16 protein-coding genes and 1 tRNA gene are annotated in these 13,871 nt (G+C 31.9%); 6 read left to right on the forward strand and 11 right to left on the reverse strand.

The window, feature by feature from the left end; all coding sequences use genetic code 11:
• Positions 1 to 128 precede the first annotated feature (128 nt).
• A complete protein-coding gene (locus M3Z80_RS06480; protein WP_293918663.1) occupies positions 129 to 398 on the reverse strand; it encodes a hypothetical protein in 270 nt (89 codons plus the stop codon).
• Between the two features lie 381 nt (positions 399 to 779).
• On the opposite strand from M3Z80_RS06480, the gene M3Z80_RS06485 reads away from it, so the two are divergent.
• Positions 780 to 1,511, forward strand: a complete 732-nt coding sequence (locus tag M3Z80_RS06485) for a S24 family peptidase (protein ID WP_293918664.1) — start codon at positions 780 to 782, stop codon at positions 1,509 to 1,511.
• Between the two features lie 265 nt (positions 1,512 to 1,776).
• On the opposite strand, the gene M3Z80_RS06490 is transcribed toward M3Z80_RS06485, so the two are convergent.
• Positions 1,777 to 4,224, reverse strand: coding sequence for a bifunctional UDP-N-acetylmuramoyl-tripeptide:D-alanyl-D-alanine ligase/alanine racemase (locus tag M3Z80_RS06490; RefSeq protein WP_293918665.1), 2,448 nt, complete (start codon positions 4,222 to 4,224; stop codon positions 1,777 to 1,779).
• 13 nt (positions 4,225 to 4,237) lie between these two features.
• Positions 4,238 to 4,843 (reverse strand): thymidine kinase, encoded by a 606-nt coding sequence (locus M3Z80_RS06495; RefSeq protein ID WP_293918667.1) that lies wholly within the window; start codon positions 4,841 to 4,843, stop codon positions 4,238 to 4,240.
• Between the two features lie 72 nt (positions 4,844 to 4,915).
• Here M3Z80_RS06495 and M3Z80_RS06500 point away from each other — a divergent pair, with 72 nt between their 5' ends.
• The 4 genes from M3Z80_RS06500 to M3Z80_RS06515 all read left to right on the forward strand — a co-directional run bounded on the left by M3Z80_RS06500 (position 4,916) and on the right by M3Z80_RS06515 (position 6,810).
• The gene (locus tag M3Z80_RS06500; RefSeq protein ID WP_293918668.1) at positions 4,916 to 5,590 is read left to right on the forward strand and encodes a hypothetical protein; all 675 of its coding nucleotides are present in this window, start codon (positions 4,916 to 4,918) and stop codon (positions 5,588 to 5,590) included.
• Between the two features lie 16 nt (positions 5,591 to 5,606).
• A complete protein-coding gene (gene rsmI / locus M3Z80_RS06505; protein ID WP_293918669.1) occupies positions 5,607 to 6,278 on the forward strand; it encodes a 16S rRNA (cytidine(1402)-2'-O)-methyltransferase in 672 nt (223 codons plus the stop codon).
• Between the two features lie 14 nt (positions 6,279 to 6,292).
• The gene (locus M3Z80_RS06510; RefSeq protein ID WP_293918670.1) at positions 6,293 to 6,724 is read left to right on the forward strand and encodes an RrF2 family transcriptional regulator; all 432 of its coding nucleotides are present in this window, start codon (positions 6,293 to 6,295) and stop codon (positions 6,722 to 6,724) included.
• 12 nt (positions 6,725 to 6,736) lie between these two features.
• Positions 6,737 to 6,810: transfer RNA gene (locus M3Z80_RS06515), tRNA-Ala, on the forward strand.
• A 150-nt stretch (positions 6,811 to 6,960) separates the two neighbouring features.
• On the opposite strand, the gene M3Z80_RS06520 is transcribed toward M3Z80_RS06515, so the two are convergent.
• On the reverse strand, positions 6,961 to 7,365 hold the full coding sequence (locus tag M3Z80_RS06520) for a helix-turn-helix domain-containing protein (protein WP_293918672.1): 405 nt from the start codon (positions 7,363 to 7,365) through the stop codon (positions 6,961 to 6,963).
• Positions 7,366 to 7,511: 146 nt separating this feature from the next.
• Here M3Z80_RS06520 and M3Z80_RS06525 point away from each other — a divergent pair, with 146 nt between their 5' ends.
• On the forward strand, positions 7,512 to 7,811 hold the full coding sequence (locus tag M3Z80_RS06525) for a hypothetical protein (RefSeq protein WP_293918674.1): 300 nt from the start codon (positions 7,512 to 7,514) through the stop codon (positions 7,809 to 7,811).
• Here M3Z80_RS06525 and M3Z80_RS06530 read toward each other — a convergent pair.
• The 7 genes from M3Z80_RS06530 to M3Z80_RS06560 all read right to left on the reverse strand — a co-directional run bounded on the left by M3Z80_RS06530 (position 7,806) and on the right by M3Z80_RS06560 (position 13,364).
• Positions 7,806 to 8,711 (reverse strand): DUF5655 domain-containing protein, encoded by a 906-nt coding sequence (locus M3Z80_RS06530; protein WP_293918676.1) that lies wholly within the window; start codon positions 8,709 to 8,711, stop codon positions 7,806 to 7,808. The genes M3Z80_RS06525 and M3Z80_RS06530 overlap by 6 nt on opposite strands.
• A gap of 16 nt (positions 8,712 to 8,727) precedes the next feature.
• Positions 8,728 to 10,140, reverse strand: coding sequence for a restriction endonuclease subunit S (locus M3Z80_RS06535; protein WP_293918678.1), 1,413 nt, complete (start codon positions 10,138 to 10,140; stop codon positions 8,728 to 8,730).
• Positions 10,127 to 11,416, reverse strand: a complete 1,290-nt coding sequence (locus tag M3Z80_RS06540; protein WP_293918680.1) for an HsdM family class I SAM-dependent methyltransferase — start codon at positions 11,414 to 11,416, stop codon at positions 10,127 to 10,129. Before M3Z80_RS06540 ends, M3Z80_RS06535 begins: the two co-directional genes overlap by 14 nt.
• The gene (locus tag M3Z80_RS06545) at positions 11,373 to 12,131 is read right to left on the reverse strand and encodes a type I restriction enzyme HsdR N-terminal domain-containing protein (RefSeq protein ID WP_293918682.1); all 759 of its coding nucleotides are present in this window, start codon (positions 12,129 to 12,131) and stop codon (positions 11,373 to 11,375) included. The genes M3Z80_RS06540 and M3Z80_RS06545 overlap by 44 nt, the downstream gene beginning before the upstream one ends.
• Positions 12,132 to 12,158: 27 nt before the next feature.
• The gene (locus M3Z80_RS06550; protein ID WP_293918684.1) at positions 12,159 to 12,335 is read right to left on the reverse strand and encodes a hypothetical protein; all 177 of its coding nucleotides are present in this window, start codon (positions 12,333 to 12,335) and stop codon (positions 12,159 to 12,161) included.
• A 117-nt stretch (positions 12,336 to 12,452) separates the two neighbouring features.
• Complete coding sequence (locus M3Z80_RS06555; RefSeq protein ID WP_293918686.1) at positions 12,453 to 12,599, reverse strand: hypothetical protein; 147 nt, start codon at positions 12,597 to 12,599, stop codon at positions 12,453 to 12,455.
• Between the two features lie 543 nt (positions 12,600 to 13,142).
• Positions 13,143 to 13,364, reverse strand: a complete 222-nt coding sequence (locus M3Z80_RS06560; protein WP_293918688.1) for a hypothetical protein — start codon at positions 13,362 to 13,364, stop codon at positions 13,143 to 13,145.
• Positions 13,365 to 13,871: the final 507 nt, after the last annotated feature.

Genomic DNA, 13,871 nt, shown 5'->3' on the forward strand with positions numbered 1-13,871 from the left:
TTAGTAATTATTCTATTGATGAATTCATGAGGAAACAAGATGAAATTTTAGTTATCAATACTTTATAGCAAAAATGTGAATTAAATTATAGAATAGGCCGGATGTAAAGATAAGACAACACCTGTATTTTATCTTATTTTTGTGCGTATGATAGTATTGCGTTCTTTTTCAAAATGATATTCCGGCCTTTTCCATCTTTTTCTTCGTATTTCAATTAGTTTTTCTTCAATTTTAGCTATAAGATCTACAGGGATTTCTAATGGATAAGCCCATTCGAGTATTTTTATCTGATTGTGATGAATTATACATCTTTCTTTTAAACTAAGAAATTTTTTTACTTCTGAGTCATAACTTAAACAAGTTCTCAGGTCAAGGAGATTTAATCTTTTTTTTCTCATGATAAGTGTTTTTTCTAGTTGTATTGACATATCAGAATGTCAAATTCTTTCAAATTTGTTTATTAATTAATTGATAGAATGAAAATATTTATATAGCTTTTCGGATTGTGAAAAAAGGTATTTCTAAAAATATTGCAGCTAGGTTTGTAATATTAAATAGATAAAGTATATATAAATTTATTTTCATCATTACATAGAAAAATGGTATGTATCAGAATTTACCTATATTATTTTCTTATTCGTTTGTAAATTGGTTATAGTTTATTTTTGTACTAATAAATTAATTTTCTGACTATTATATAGTTTTGTAAAAATTTGTCGTATATTTACAATACAATACTAGACAAAAATACAAATATATTTGCAAAAAGTAAATTAAAAATGAGAAAAAATACAAATTTCTTTGAAAGAATAATAGATCTTATTAACTATAAAGGGTTTAGAAGTGTTCATGATTTTGCAGTCAATGGGTTAGGTTATACTTCTTCAGAAAAACTTAATCGCTTGAAAAAAGAAGGAAATAAACCCTCTTACGATATATTGAAAGATATTGCAAATAAGTTTGATGAAATAAATGTAAATTGGCTTCTTACCGGTAGAGAATCTATGCTTAAAAGAGTTTCGGGATTTACAAAGGGCGAAGAAATAATTACATCTCCAATAAGCGTTTCTCGTAAAACTACAGATCCAATATGGGATATACAAGATATTCCTTTATACGATTTGGAAGCTACTGCAGGATTAGTTGAGCTCTTTAAAGGAACTTCAAGCGAAGCAATTTTAGATCGTATTCGTATACCTGGAATAGCTAAATGTGACGGGGGAGTATATGTAAAAGGGGATTCTATGTATCCTTTATTGAAAAGTGGAGATATCGTTTTGTACAAAGAAATTACTTTAGATAAAATTTTTTGGGGAGAAATGTATTTACTTTCAATAAAAATAGATGACTGGAATGAATATACTACTGTTAAATTTGTTCAGAAATCAGAATTGGGAGATAACTATATAAAATTAGTATCACAAAATCAGCACCATCAGCCTAAAGATATGTTAATGGAGCAAATTAATGCTATAGCTTTGATACGAGCAAGTATACGCTTACATAATTGATCTTTATAGATTTTAAGCTTAGAAATATAAATTTTTTAAAACATCTTTATTGAAAGCATGTTTGCAAAAATTCTATTTCAGAAATATTTTAAATATATCCGCAAACGATATCATTTGAAAAAATGATAGTAAGCAATATGTATTTTGCTTACTTGCTTAAAATCTTAGTTTTTATAAATAGTTAGAAATGTAGTTGAAATATAATTGTAAGATTCAGCAATAATTTTTGAAATTCAATTATTTTAAATTAAAGAAAAATTATATTTTATTCCCTATAATATATACGTTTAACTCTCGGCGAAATAGAAGTCAATACTTCATAAGGAATAGTTTGATACCATTCTGCATACTTTTTCAAACTTGGATTTTCGCCGATAATTATAACGGTGTCACCTTCTTTACATGCAATACCCGTAACATCAACCATCATCATATCCATACATATATTTCCTATAATGGGAGCTTTTTTCCCCTGTATATTTACATATCCTTTTCCATTTCCAATTATTCTTCTAATTCCATCTGCATAACCAATAGGTAAAGTTGCAATAGACCTATTTTTTTGGACTATAAACCTTCTGCCATAACCAACTGTTTCTCCCGGTTTCAGTTCGTGAATATTTGAAATGACCGTTTTTAAAGTAATAACATTTTCAAGTTTTTTTAAGGCTTTTTCGTTATCAATATATCCATACATGCCTATTCCTAAACGTACTGCATCAAATTGGTACTCCGGATAATTGATAATCCCAGTGGAGTTAGAAATATGAAGAAGCGGTTTGTATCCTAATATAGTTACCAAAATATCAAATGAATAATTGAGTTTTGACGCTTGTAATCTTGTAAATTTTTCCTCTTCCAAAACATCAGACACGGCAAAATGACTGAAAACCGATTTAACTTCTATCCAATCATTATCTTTTAATAATTCTCCTAGTTTTCGGGTTTCTTCAGGTTGAAATCCTAAACGATGCATTCCAGTATCTATTTTAATATGAATAGGATATCTTTTTGCTGTGTTTTTTTCTTTTAATTTTTGGATGAACAAGTCAAGTTCGCGAAAACTATATATCTCCGGCTCTAATTTATAATCTATGACTCTATCATAGCTACTCATTTCCGGATTCATGACCATAATAGGCAAATAAATTCCTTTGTCTCTTAATTTAAAACCTTCATCAGGATAAGCTACAGCAAGATAATCAATATGATAATATTGTAAAACTTCTGCGACTTCAAAATTACCTAATCCATAAGAAGAAGCTTTTACCATAGCAATTATCTTGGTCTCGGGTTTTAATTGGCTTTTAAAATAATTTACATTCATTAATAAGGAATGGAGGTTTACTTCCAATATGGTATCATGAGATTGTACTACTAATAATTGAGCAACTTTTTCCAATTCGAATTTACGTGCCCCTTTTATCAATATAGTAGCATCTTTTATAGATTGATTTTCTAAAAACTTAATAACCTCCGTGGTGGATAGGAAACTTTTATACATGGCGGTAAATAAGTTTTTATACTTATAAGTTTTTTCGCCAACGAGTAATATATATTGTAAAGGGAAGGAATTGACCAAATCGGCAATTTTTTTATACAATTCAGCATCAGGCATCCGAGATTGAAATATATCCGAAAGAATTAATACTTTTTTAGGCTTATTTTGCTGAAAAAGAAAATGTAAAGCAATTTCCAATGATTGGTAATCGGAATTGAAACTATCATTAATAATTGTACAATTATTGATTCCCGACATTAGCTCTAATCGCATGGATACTGATTGTAATTGCAGAAGCTTTTCTTGTATTAAATTGGGAGAAAATTCAAATTCATTTAAAACAGCAAGTAAGCCTAATACATTTTGTATGGAAGCATGATCCGTAAAAGGAAAAGTATATTCTATTATTTTACCAAATATGGAAATTTTCAGTAAAGCTATATTATCCTTGAGGGTAGTTTTTAATAATTGGATGTCCGAATGATCCTCTCCAAAAGAAACTAATTTTTTATCGGGGTAAATTTCTCGAATTATTTTTGAAATGCTTGGTTCATTGGGAAAAATAATAACATTTGAATGTTTAAAAAGTTTTATTTTTTCAAGAATATGTTCTTCTTTATTTTTAAAATACTCTGAATGCGCTGCCAATACATTCGTTAAAACGCCTATGTTGGGATGTAAAGCTTTTTCTTGCTTATCCATTTCCCCGGGTTTAGAAATTCCTACTTCAAAAACTCCTAAATTATGTTTGGAATCAATTTGTAATATTGATAATGGAAGTCCAATTTGAGAATTATAACTTTTAGGGCTTTTTATAATTGAAAATTCTTCCCATAGACATTGATTTATCCATTCTTTTAAAACAGTTTTACCATTACTGCCGGTTATACCGATAGTGGTAAGCCCCTGATAAGATGATAGATGATGGTGAGCCCATTTTTGTAGCGCCGTAATTGGATTTTCTACAATAAGATAGGTAGCGTCAGGATGTACCACAGGAATATGCGAGCATATAAAAATGCGTATAGATTTTTTATAAGCTTCTTCCATGAAATTATGACCGTTTCGAATTCCTGAAAAAGCTATAAATACCCCATGGGTAGGAGATATGATATTACGACTGTCGTAAAATATATGTTCGACTTTACTATTAGGATCTCCTAAAAGTTTCGCGCCGAGAATATGGGCCAGTGCTGATACAGAATAAATCATGTCAATAGTAGCGCTAAATTTTATCCTTTTTCTGTGTGTTTTCCTGAGCAAGGACTTCCCAAAAAGCTTGTCTGCTCAAAGGTTCATATTTATCTTTTTCTCCAAGTTCAACTAAGTTTTCACCAGCTGAAATGCGATGGGAATAATTAGCCAAATTACCGGTTTTTACGCAAACAGCATGAACTTTAGTTACATATTCAGCCGTTGCCATTAAAAAGGGCATCGGACCAAAAGGTCTACCTTTAAAATCCATATCCAATCCGGCTACAATTACTCTTTTGCCTTGATTGGCAAGTAAGTTGGAAACCTCAACGATGGTATCACTGAAAAATTGGGCTTCATCAATTCCTACCACATCACAATCGGCGGCAAGTAGAGGGATTTCCAATGGATTATCGATGGGAGTGCTGGGATAGGAAGTTTGATCATGGGAAACTACTAATGTTTCATCATATCTTACATCCATGGCAGGTTTGAAAATTTCAACCTTTTGTTTTGCAAATTCAGCACGTTTAAGTCTGCGAATAAGTTCTTCCGTTTTTCCGGAGAACATGGAACCGCAAATTACTTCAATCCAGCCAGTTTGTTGGGTACTATTTGTTGTATTTTCGAGAAACATTTGTAAATTTCGGGTCTTTAATAAAAATTTTTACAAAAGTAGAAATTAACGAACATATATAAAAAGCAAATTATGAATGCCAAAGAAATATTTCAAAAAGAAGTTCTGGAGGAAATAAAATCCATTGCCGCAGAAATTAGTCGTGTACAAAGCTTTTCAGGACTACTGTCTCATCAACAAAAAATCCAAAATTTATATGAAAAATTTATATTCTTAAAACAGCTTTCCACTTCCAAATATCAACAAATTCTTGAGAACTTAGAAAACAAAGAGAATGTCAATGAAAAAAAGGTTGAAATAAGAGATTTTTATCATGAAAGTAAAAAAGAGGAAATAATAGAAGAAGTCCAAGAAAAGCCAACTCTTATTACTGAAAAAATCGAAAATAATGAGGTAAAAGAAGTGGCTCAGAAAAACATAATAGAAGAAGATAATCGTGAAAGAGAAGAAAATTTAACAAAGTCAGATTTAGAAACTATTCAAATCCCAGATTTTAAACTTTTTGAGAAGAGTAAAGTGTTAAGGCCTATAAGTTTGGATTTTAATGATTCCATTGCATTTATTAGCCAATTGTTTAACGGGAGCAAAGCAGATATGGATGCTGAATTTGGCATTTTAAATCAAACGAGAACTATTGAAGAAGCAAAAAAATGGATGGAAGAAATGTTCGTAAAATATAATTGGAAAAATAAGGGAGAATATGTAGAACGTCTTTCCGGGTTAATTGTATGCAGATTTGGTTCTTAAAAAAGAAATGAAATAAATGAGTGGAAAGCTATATTTAATCCCGACTCCAATAGGAAATCTGGAAGATATAACGCTACGCGCCTTACGACTTTTAAAAGAAGCTGATTTAATTCTAGCAGAAGATACTCGTACATCTGGGAAACTTCTTAAACATTATGACATACAAACACCTATGCAGTCGTATCATATGTTTAATGAACACCAAAAGACGGAAGGATATACGCAGCAAATTGCCGAGGGGCGTATCATAGCGTTAATAACCGATGCCGGAACTCCGGGAATATCTGATCCCGGATATATGCTTGCTAAAGCATGTGTTGAAAAAAATCTTGCTGTTGAGTGCCTTCCCGGCGCAACAGCTTTTGTTCCAGCCTTAGTAGTTTCCGGTCTTCCCTCACATGAATTTGTTTTTATAGGTTTTTTACCGCCCAAAAAAGGTAGGCAATCTAAGCTCAAAGAATTATCACAAGAGAGTAGAACAATAATTTTATATGAAAGTCCGCATAAGATAAATTCAACATTGGAACAAATTTTAGAAATTTTTGGGGAAGAACGGAGAATAAGTATAAGCAGGGAGCTTACTAAAATGTATGAAGAAACCATAAGAGGAAACGTTGGAGAAGTATTGAAAATATGTAAAGAAAAGCCCTTGAAAGGAGAAATAGTTTTACTAATTGAAGGAAAATAATTACCTTTAAATTTATGATATCGAATCGATGTAAGTATGCATTAAAGGCTTTAATTTATATTGCAAAACAAGATAAAGAGAAGAATATATTGTCATCTGAAATTTCAAAAGATGAGAATATTCCTAAGAAGTTTTTGGAAAATATTTTAAGGGATCTTAAGAATGCGCAATTTTTAACGAGTAGAAGAGGGGCTAAAGGAGGATATCGTTTAAATAAAGATCCTGAAAAAGTAACCTTAATAGAGGTAATTCGATTAATGGATGGCCCTATTGCTTTACTTCCTTGTGTCTCAATTATGTATCATCAAACTTGCGATACTTGTACTACAGAAGATACTTGCACGATACGTGATGTTTTCATAGAAGTTAGAGATGCTACTTTGGAAATTTACAGGAAAACTACGATAGCAAGTTTGGCAAAAAAGAAAAATACGTTATCTTTGTAAACTTAAAAAGTTGGGGCTGTAGCTCAGCTGGCTAGAGTGTTAGACTGGCAGTCTAAAGGTCGTGGGTTCGAGCCCCATCAGCTCCACTAAATAAAAATTCAAATAATTGAAACACCAAACGTTATAGCTTGGTGTTTTTGTTTTTAGACAACATTTCAACTAGTTTGATTTTTATTAAAAAATAAAAAGATGAGGTCAAACAGACGTCATCTTTTTAAATTTTCAAAAAATATTTTTTACTTACTTAGCAACTTCTCGATCAACTCATTTTTTTCTTTAATCATTCTTTCGTAAAGTTCCTGCTTTTCGTTATAGAGCTCTACAATTTTTTCAATAGGGTTAAATGTAATTGTACAATTGCTATTTACACCAATTGAAGCGTCATGAAAATTATTTGCTATAAAGCTAAAAGTTGCCTCGTCATTAAAATTTTTGATGGTTTCCACAGGAATATGTAGAGCTGAAGCAATTTTCCCTAAAGTTTCATCATCAATAAGTTCTTTATTTTCCAGTTTAGATACGGTTTGCTGGGAAAGTTCCAGCTTATCTGCCAATACTTCCTGTTTTACTCCTAATATTTCTCTCAATCGTTTTACATTTCTTCCGTGGTGTACTTTTGGGCTGGCTGTATCTGTATTCATGGGGGAAAAGAATTTTATCTTTTAACAAAAGTAGTAAAAATTCCGGTAAAAATGAATGCGTGGTTTTTTACAACCTTAACAGAGTGTTTTTATCCGGTCTGTGGTTTTATATTCTGTAGTAATAAATTTTCTTTGTATTTGAAATGATGAAGAAAAAGAAGAAAATAACTCAACAGCAAAATGCAGCTCAAAAAAGGGCAAGGCAATATTTAGAATCCTTAGATGACGATAAGGTAAAAATTGTTTTGAAAATAGATAATTACCAGCAGGTAGGATTTACTATACAATCCATTTTAAAAGTCTGCCAAAGTTCTCTATTTGCTCATGAGGTAAATGCTGAACATCATGAATTTCTGGATATTGTAAACCTTCTGGATTTAGCTTGTCAGTTGGTTCCTATGGATAAGCTGGAAGAAGTGGATAAATTGAGAAATCACAATCTATAAAGCCTGTTTTATTAAGCTCATAATATATTCTAAATCCTGAGTATCGTTAATGATGATTTCATAATCCCCGTTTCCCCAATGTCCAACGTTCGAAATATCTCTTGCCAGTTTTTTAGGATCGTCCAGCTCTCCTTTTTTCTTGTTTATGAAAATTTTCAGCCCTTTTTTTAATAGTACAATATCTGCAATATTTTTATCTTTTTTAAAGGCTATATATAATTTTTTAGGCTCTGTTTCAATACTGGCAGGAAGGTTTAAAATAGCATTTTTATAGGCTTCATATAGTTCTTTAACCCCATCAGATTTGTTTAACAGATGATCTTCTTCTGTATATACAATAATTTCATTGGCTACTTTGCTTATTTCAGAATTTTTATCACTTTGTATTTGTTTGATGCTTGGGGCTGATTTAGACTTTTTTATAGGATTTATTACCAGAATGTTATTTTCATATTGTTTGATTTCCCACAGTTCTATAGCTAAATCTTTAAAATTGGAGGATTGTTTCTGAAATGTTGTAAAAAAAGGAGAAACAAAAATGACCCGGCTTTGTGACCAATCTATTTCATTTCTTTTGATGGATTGTTTTTGTGTTTCATTATATTCAACAATAAAATCGGCTTTATACTCAAGCATCAGGTTAAGATAGGAAACTCCCTGATCTATAACACTAAAATTCCTTTCCCGTTTATATTCTACAATAATAAAAGCTTTTGATTCAGGGTCGAAAACCAATGTATCTATACGATTATTTTTAATTATAAATTCGGATTTAATAAACTTTAATCCGGTAATAATTTCCAAATTACTTTCAAAAAGTGTTTGTATCTCTTTTTCCAGTTTCAAAGGTTTTTCCTTTAATTCTGAAAGCTGATTTTTATCTTTTGTGAATAATAACATATTTTAAATTTGAAAATTAATTATATAAAATTATTTCTTCTACTTCTTTTTTTGCTTGCTCCAGTATCGTTTTAGCATCATTTTGAAGCTGTTTAGCTTGCTCTCTGACGCTTTGTATATGTTGGGCTATTTCGTTCTGTTTTTCGAGAGGAGGAAGTGGGATTTTCATATTTAAAACTGCTTCTTGCGATAAGCTACCCATTATAGCACCTATTTTGATTCTATCAAAAATCATTTGATCTATAGATGAATTAAAAAATGCCTCCATATATCCACTACTGATTATGTCATTTTTCAAATCTAAATAAAATACTTCTGAGCTTATTATATAATCATAATTTTTATCCAAAGCCAAAGCAATACCAAATGAACCTTTTCTAGTTAGTAAAAGGTTACTTTTTTTTAGTTGAATGCTTTTTGTTAATTCAGATGATGATAAGTTTATGTATTGAATATTATTGAAATCGAATTCATAAGGTCTCACATTTGCGACCTTTATATATGGGTTTCCAGAAGTCGCATAGTCTCTAAAATCAAAGCCATTAGTAATAGAACGTATGCAATCTTTAACTGTTAAAACTTGATATCTTCCCTTATCAATGGCTGTATAAAGATTTATAAATTCTGCTTTATAATAATAACTATCTACTCTATTCCCTGTAACTTTACTAAACTCAGTAGTAAATACACGTTTTTGTAGGCTATTATCCTTTTCGGGAAGGGTAATACCCAACTCGCCCAACAAATAACTATCTATGCTATCTAATAGAGCCTTTGCTTCAGCTTCTTTTTGTTGCTTCTGATTGTAGGCTTCTTGATATAAGTCTACTATTTGTTGCTGAATTTCAAGAGAAGGAATTGCAGGAATTTGTAGTTCTTGTATTTTATCTAAACCCAATTTAGGTATAGTAGTCTGTATATATCCTAGTTCTATTTGCTTTTGAAGAAATTTTGTTCTCAAAACTAAAGCAAAATATTCTGGATTTATCCTATTGTCTGTTAAGACTATTTTAGCACAATTCTCAGTAAGGATAACTCGTCTACCTTTAGGGATATTTTTGATAATTTGAATTTTACCAATTGAGCCTGCTATTGATATAATCAAATCGTTTTCAAAAGTCTCATATCGCCTTAATATGTAGTAAAGTTCATCCGATATATATTTTAAACCATTAAAATCTAAATCTTTCTCATCGGGTATATCTGCGACTCTTAAATATAAATTAGAGGTTTCAGTGTCACTATAATCATATCCTAGTGGTATTCTTTTACCTCCTTTTATCTTTACTAATTTTGAAAGCTTTGTGCAGTTTGTAAAATCTAACCTTTCTTTATAAAATGAGGTGTCAAACCGCCCTTGCAATTCAGAACGATTGACTATAAAAACCTTATCAGGATTGATGTGTGACGGTAATTTATATTGCTCCATTGTTTATTGCAGTTATAAATTTAGTCAGCTCCTCACTGATATAATCCAGTTCGTTGTTGTTGGTCTTCTTGCCTGTGGCATCGTAGCCAATATCTCCGGCTATTGCCATAAATATAGGATAGTCGGGCAGTTCCTCTTGTTTGGCTTTTAGGTATGCTTCTTGTAACTCTTCTTTCAGATTATTGATACGCTCAGTATATTCAGCATTTACCTCAGCACGCCACTCTTTATATTCATCTGTCCTTTTCAGTTCGGCAGTACTTAAGTCGATAAACGGATTATCGAATCCTTCGAGGTCTCTCAATACCTGTTTCTTCTCTATGTCCCAAATTTCTAAAATTACATTATAGTCAAACTTCTTTTTCAATTTGACTTGTAGACTCAGCTTCTTATTTTTCAGTTTTTCGGTATGTGCTACTTTGTGCTTTTTGAGGAATAGCATAGAGCTTTTAACACCTGCCCCTGTTGCCGTAAATGCCGTTTGTGGCATGGAAACCACGGCTACAATGCGAAACATATCTTCTATACCATCACGTACATATTGAAGACTACTATTGGTTAGAATTCCATCGGGCAAGACAATAGCCAAATATCCACCCTCTTCCAGAAATTTATAGCACTGTTCTATAAATAGAATCTCGGTACTTTGGTTTTCTCGTGGAGTTGGGGTCGATTTTGCTTTAACATCCAACCAGTCGGGTTCTTTCTGTCCGAAACTGTATTCTTTCAGATAGTTTTTCTCTTTACTCTTGATAGTAGAGCCGAAAGGAGGATTGGTTATAATAAAGTTGAATCGGTTGTATTGGAAACCTCTGTTTTTTGTCAGCTTTTGGATTTCATTTTCATTCAAAAGCCCATCTGCGGTAATTACATTAGTATGACCATCATCGTGGATAATCATATTCATTTTGGCAGCACGTGATATTTGCTCGTTTATCTCAATCCCATAGAGATTGTTTTCGGCAAAGTCATGCCAGTGCTTATAATGCTTTTTATTTTGCTTTATGTCTGTTTTGTAGTTGGGATAATATTCTGTTGCTTGGCTTCTAACTTTGTTAAGAGCATATAGCAAGAATCCCCCACTACCACAAGAAGTATCAAGTACCAGCGATTTGTTAGTTATTGGCAACACATCGGTCGAGAACTTCACAATAGGGCGAGGAGTAAAATACTGCCCGAAACTTCCCCTAAAGAACGAATCCATAAAGGTCTCAAAAGCACGTCCTTTGCTATCAAGGTCTGTCTCTCCTAAGTTTATTTCTTGCAGATACCCCAACTGTACGAATATGCTCGTCAGTCAAACGGATACCATCTCGAAACACTTCGGGGTCTTTCTTTCGTCCTTCCTCATACAATGCCTTTATACGTTCAGATAAGCGTTTGTTTTCTTCCAGACGGATTGCATCTTTGAGTTGGTCAGCAGAAAGTCTGTCATATCCTTTTATCTCCTCTTTATCTACAGTGATTATCTGGAAGTCGTAAGGTTCTCCGCTTTTTCGGTCTTTACGTTCATCCCAAATTTTACAGAATATAAGCTTATCCAATTCATCAAATGCTTCGGATGGGTTTAATTGTCCTCCAGCCCAAAGAGCATCATGTGCCTTCTCGAATTGTTTCGTCAACAAATCCTCATCAATGACCTTTATATCTGAAAATTTTTGTTTTCCTGCTTCCTGTTTTAAGCCTTCTGCATCATAAACGAATTTATAGTTCTCGAGTTTCTTTACACCGAACTGAGGAATATCAGGTTCGTCTATACGAGTCGATTTGTTTTTATCAACCGAAAAATATTCATTTCTCAGCCCAGACGTTATCCAAACATATTTTACATCATTGGGGAGAGCATATGCATAGCTATAAGCTTGGTCAATGGCTTGCAGAAATTCTTGTTCGCTAACTTCGTCCTTTTTACATTCAACCAAAATATGAGGCTCTTCACATCCATCATCGTTGTATACAACTATATCGGCTTCTTTGGTCTCAGTTCCCATCTTAACAGGAACAAATTGCCGTATTCTTTAAGGATTGTAGCCATAATGAAGCACCAATTTAAGAAAAGTCAAAGCCTGTACTTTCTCTTCTGGATTAGTATAGTTCTTTTTCTTATTTTGATGTATATATGTGATTGCCTTTTTCTCCTCATCGAATTTTATTAACCCTTTTTGGATACCTAAGCTTATCAAATCAATATTCATGTGTTTTACAACTATTTTTCTTAAAAGCGAATTTAGGGTGAAATTGTAAGTAGTACAAAGCTATGTAGTAAGAAATATAATTAAAAGAGCTGAAAGAAGCTATTTACAAAATTTTGACTAAAATATTATTTTATTCACGGCTTCCTCTAATAAATAAGAAAGTTCTACAGGAGCCATATATCCGGTAAGATATTCCCCCGTAGAAGTATTTATCCAGTCATTAACATTAGGGTCAAAGATCCAGCTATCAAACTCAAAAATCATTTTAGATTCCGGCTGAAGTTTTTAAGTTTTAGGAAGATTAACCCCGAATCGTTTAAAAATCCGTTTTCCTTTCATAGCCATAAAAATAGCGTCCAGAGCCTGCACATATATCATGAGAGGAAGAGAGCTTTTTTCTTTCTAGGATTTATTCTTTATATCCGGTTCAGTAAAAATCTTACTCCCGTATTTGATAGCCTCAATCAAATCTCTTTCCAGATTTTCCACTTTCCGTATGAACTGAGCACTGGGAGAAACTACTATTTTATCAGGATTGTCTTTGTATCTTCATAGTTGTAACCATTCTTCTTTCAGAGCCTCTGCAATTTTCTTGTTAGCTGTGATAATATGAAAGTGTGGATTATAGGTTTTCTTTTGAGGGTTGAAATTGCACTCCAGAGATTTAATTTCCATAAGCTGAATAGCTTTTCCCCGTTGATACCGTTTCTTATATTTACCTAAGATCAATGAAAAAGCTTTGAACATACCATTAATCTACTTGCTGAGGCTTTTTGCTTTTACTGCTTTCACCTTTAAAGTTAGGAATTAAGGTTCTTCCCATGTTTGCAGGATTGGATAATAACGATTGATAATTTCCGCCTTTCTTATGGCACTGCAAACCGTACAAAACCTGTTTTTACAATATTTTCCATAAATTCGGTTTTTTGAACTTATAATTCTATTCTGGCAATGAAAACTATTCCAGTAAGCTTTTTCTCTTTCTGAATTTTCTTTAGATTTAGAAACATCGACTAAACTAAGCATCATTTTTTAAGTAATGACTTCCCTGTAAAGTTTTTTTATCATTTATATCTGTCCCATCCCCTTCAACCATATCATAAACAAAGTTGTTTTCCAATGAGTTTGTTCCGTTTTGTGCTAATGTATTAATCTGACTTTGTTTGAGAAAATAGAAAATATTTTGGCTTTAGGCTAGACTGCTAAATGAATATTCAAAAGAGCAAAAATAAGAAACACTTCCAATAGGATAGGATAGTCAATCCGAAAAAAGTTTTTGAAAGGCGAAGTAATTTTATAGAAAAATCCAGATGTGAATATCGCTTTTCTTGATAAGATAAAATAATTTATAAATCATTAAAATGAAAGGATTGATATATAATTGCATCTCCGATAGTCCATTATTTGATTATATATAGGTCGCTGAAATTGTTATATGAACGAATCCTCAAATAGCGAGAAATATCATTGTAATAAAATACTAAATAACTCTTAAAATTACAAGATATTAAACTTTTACTAATAAATTCTATTTTT

The organism is Apibacter sp. (genome assembly GCF_025291155.1).
Taxonomy (GTDB): Bacteria; Bacteroidota; Bacteroidia; order Flavobacteriales; family Weeksellaceae; genus Apibacter.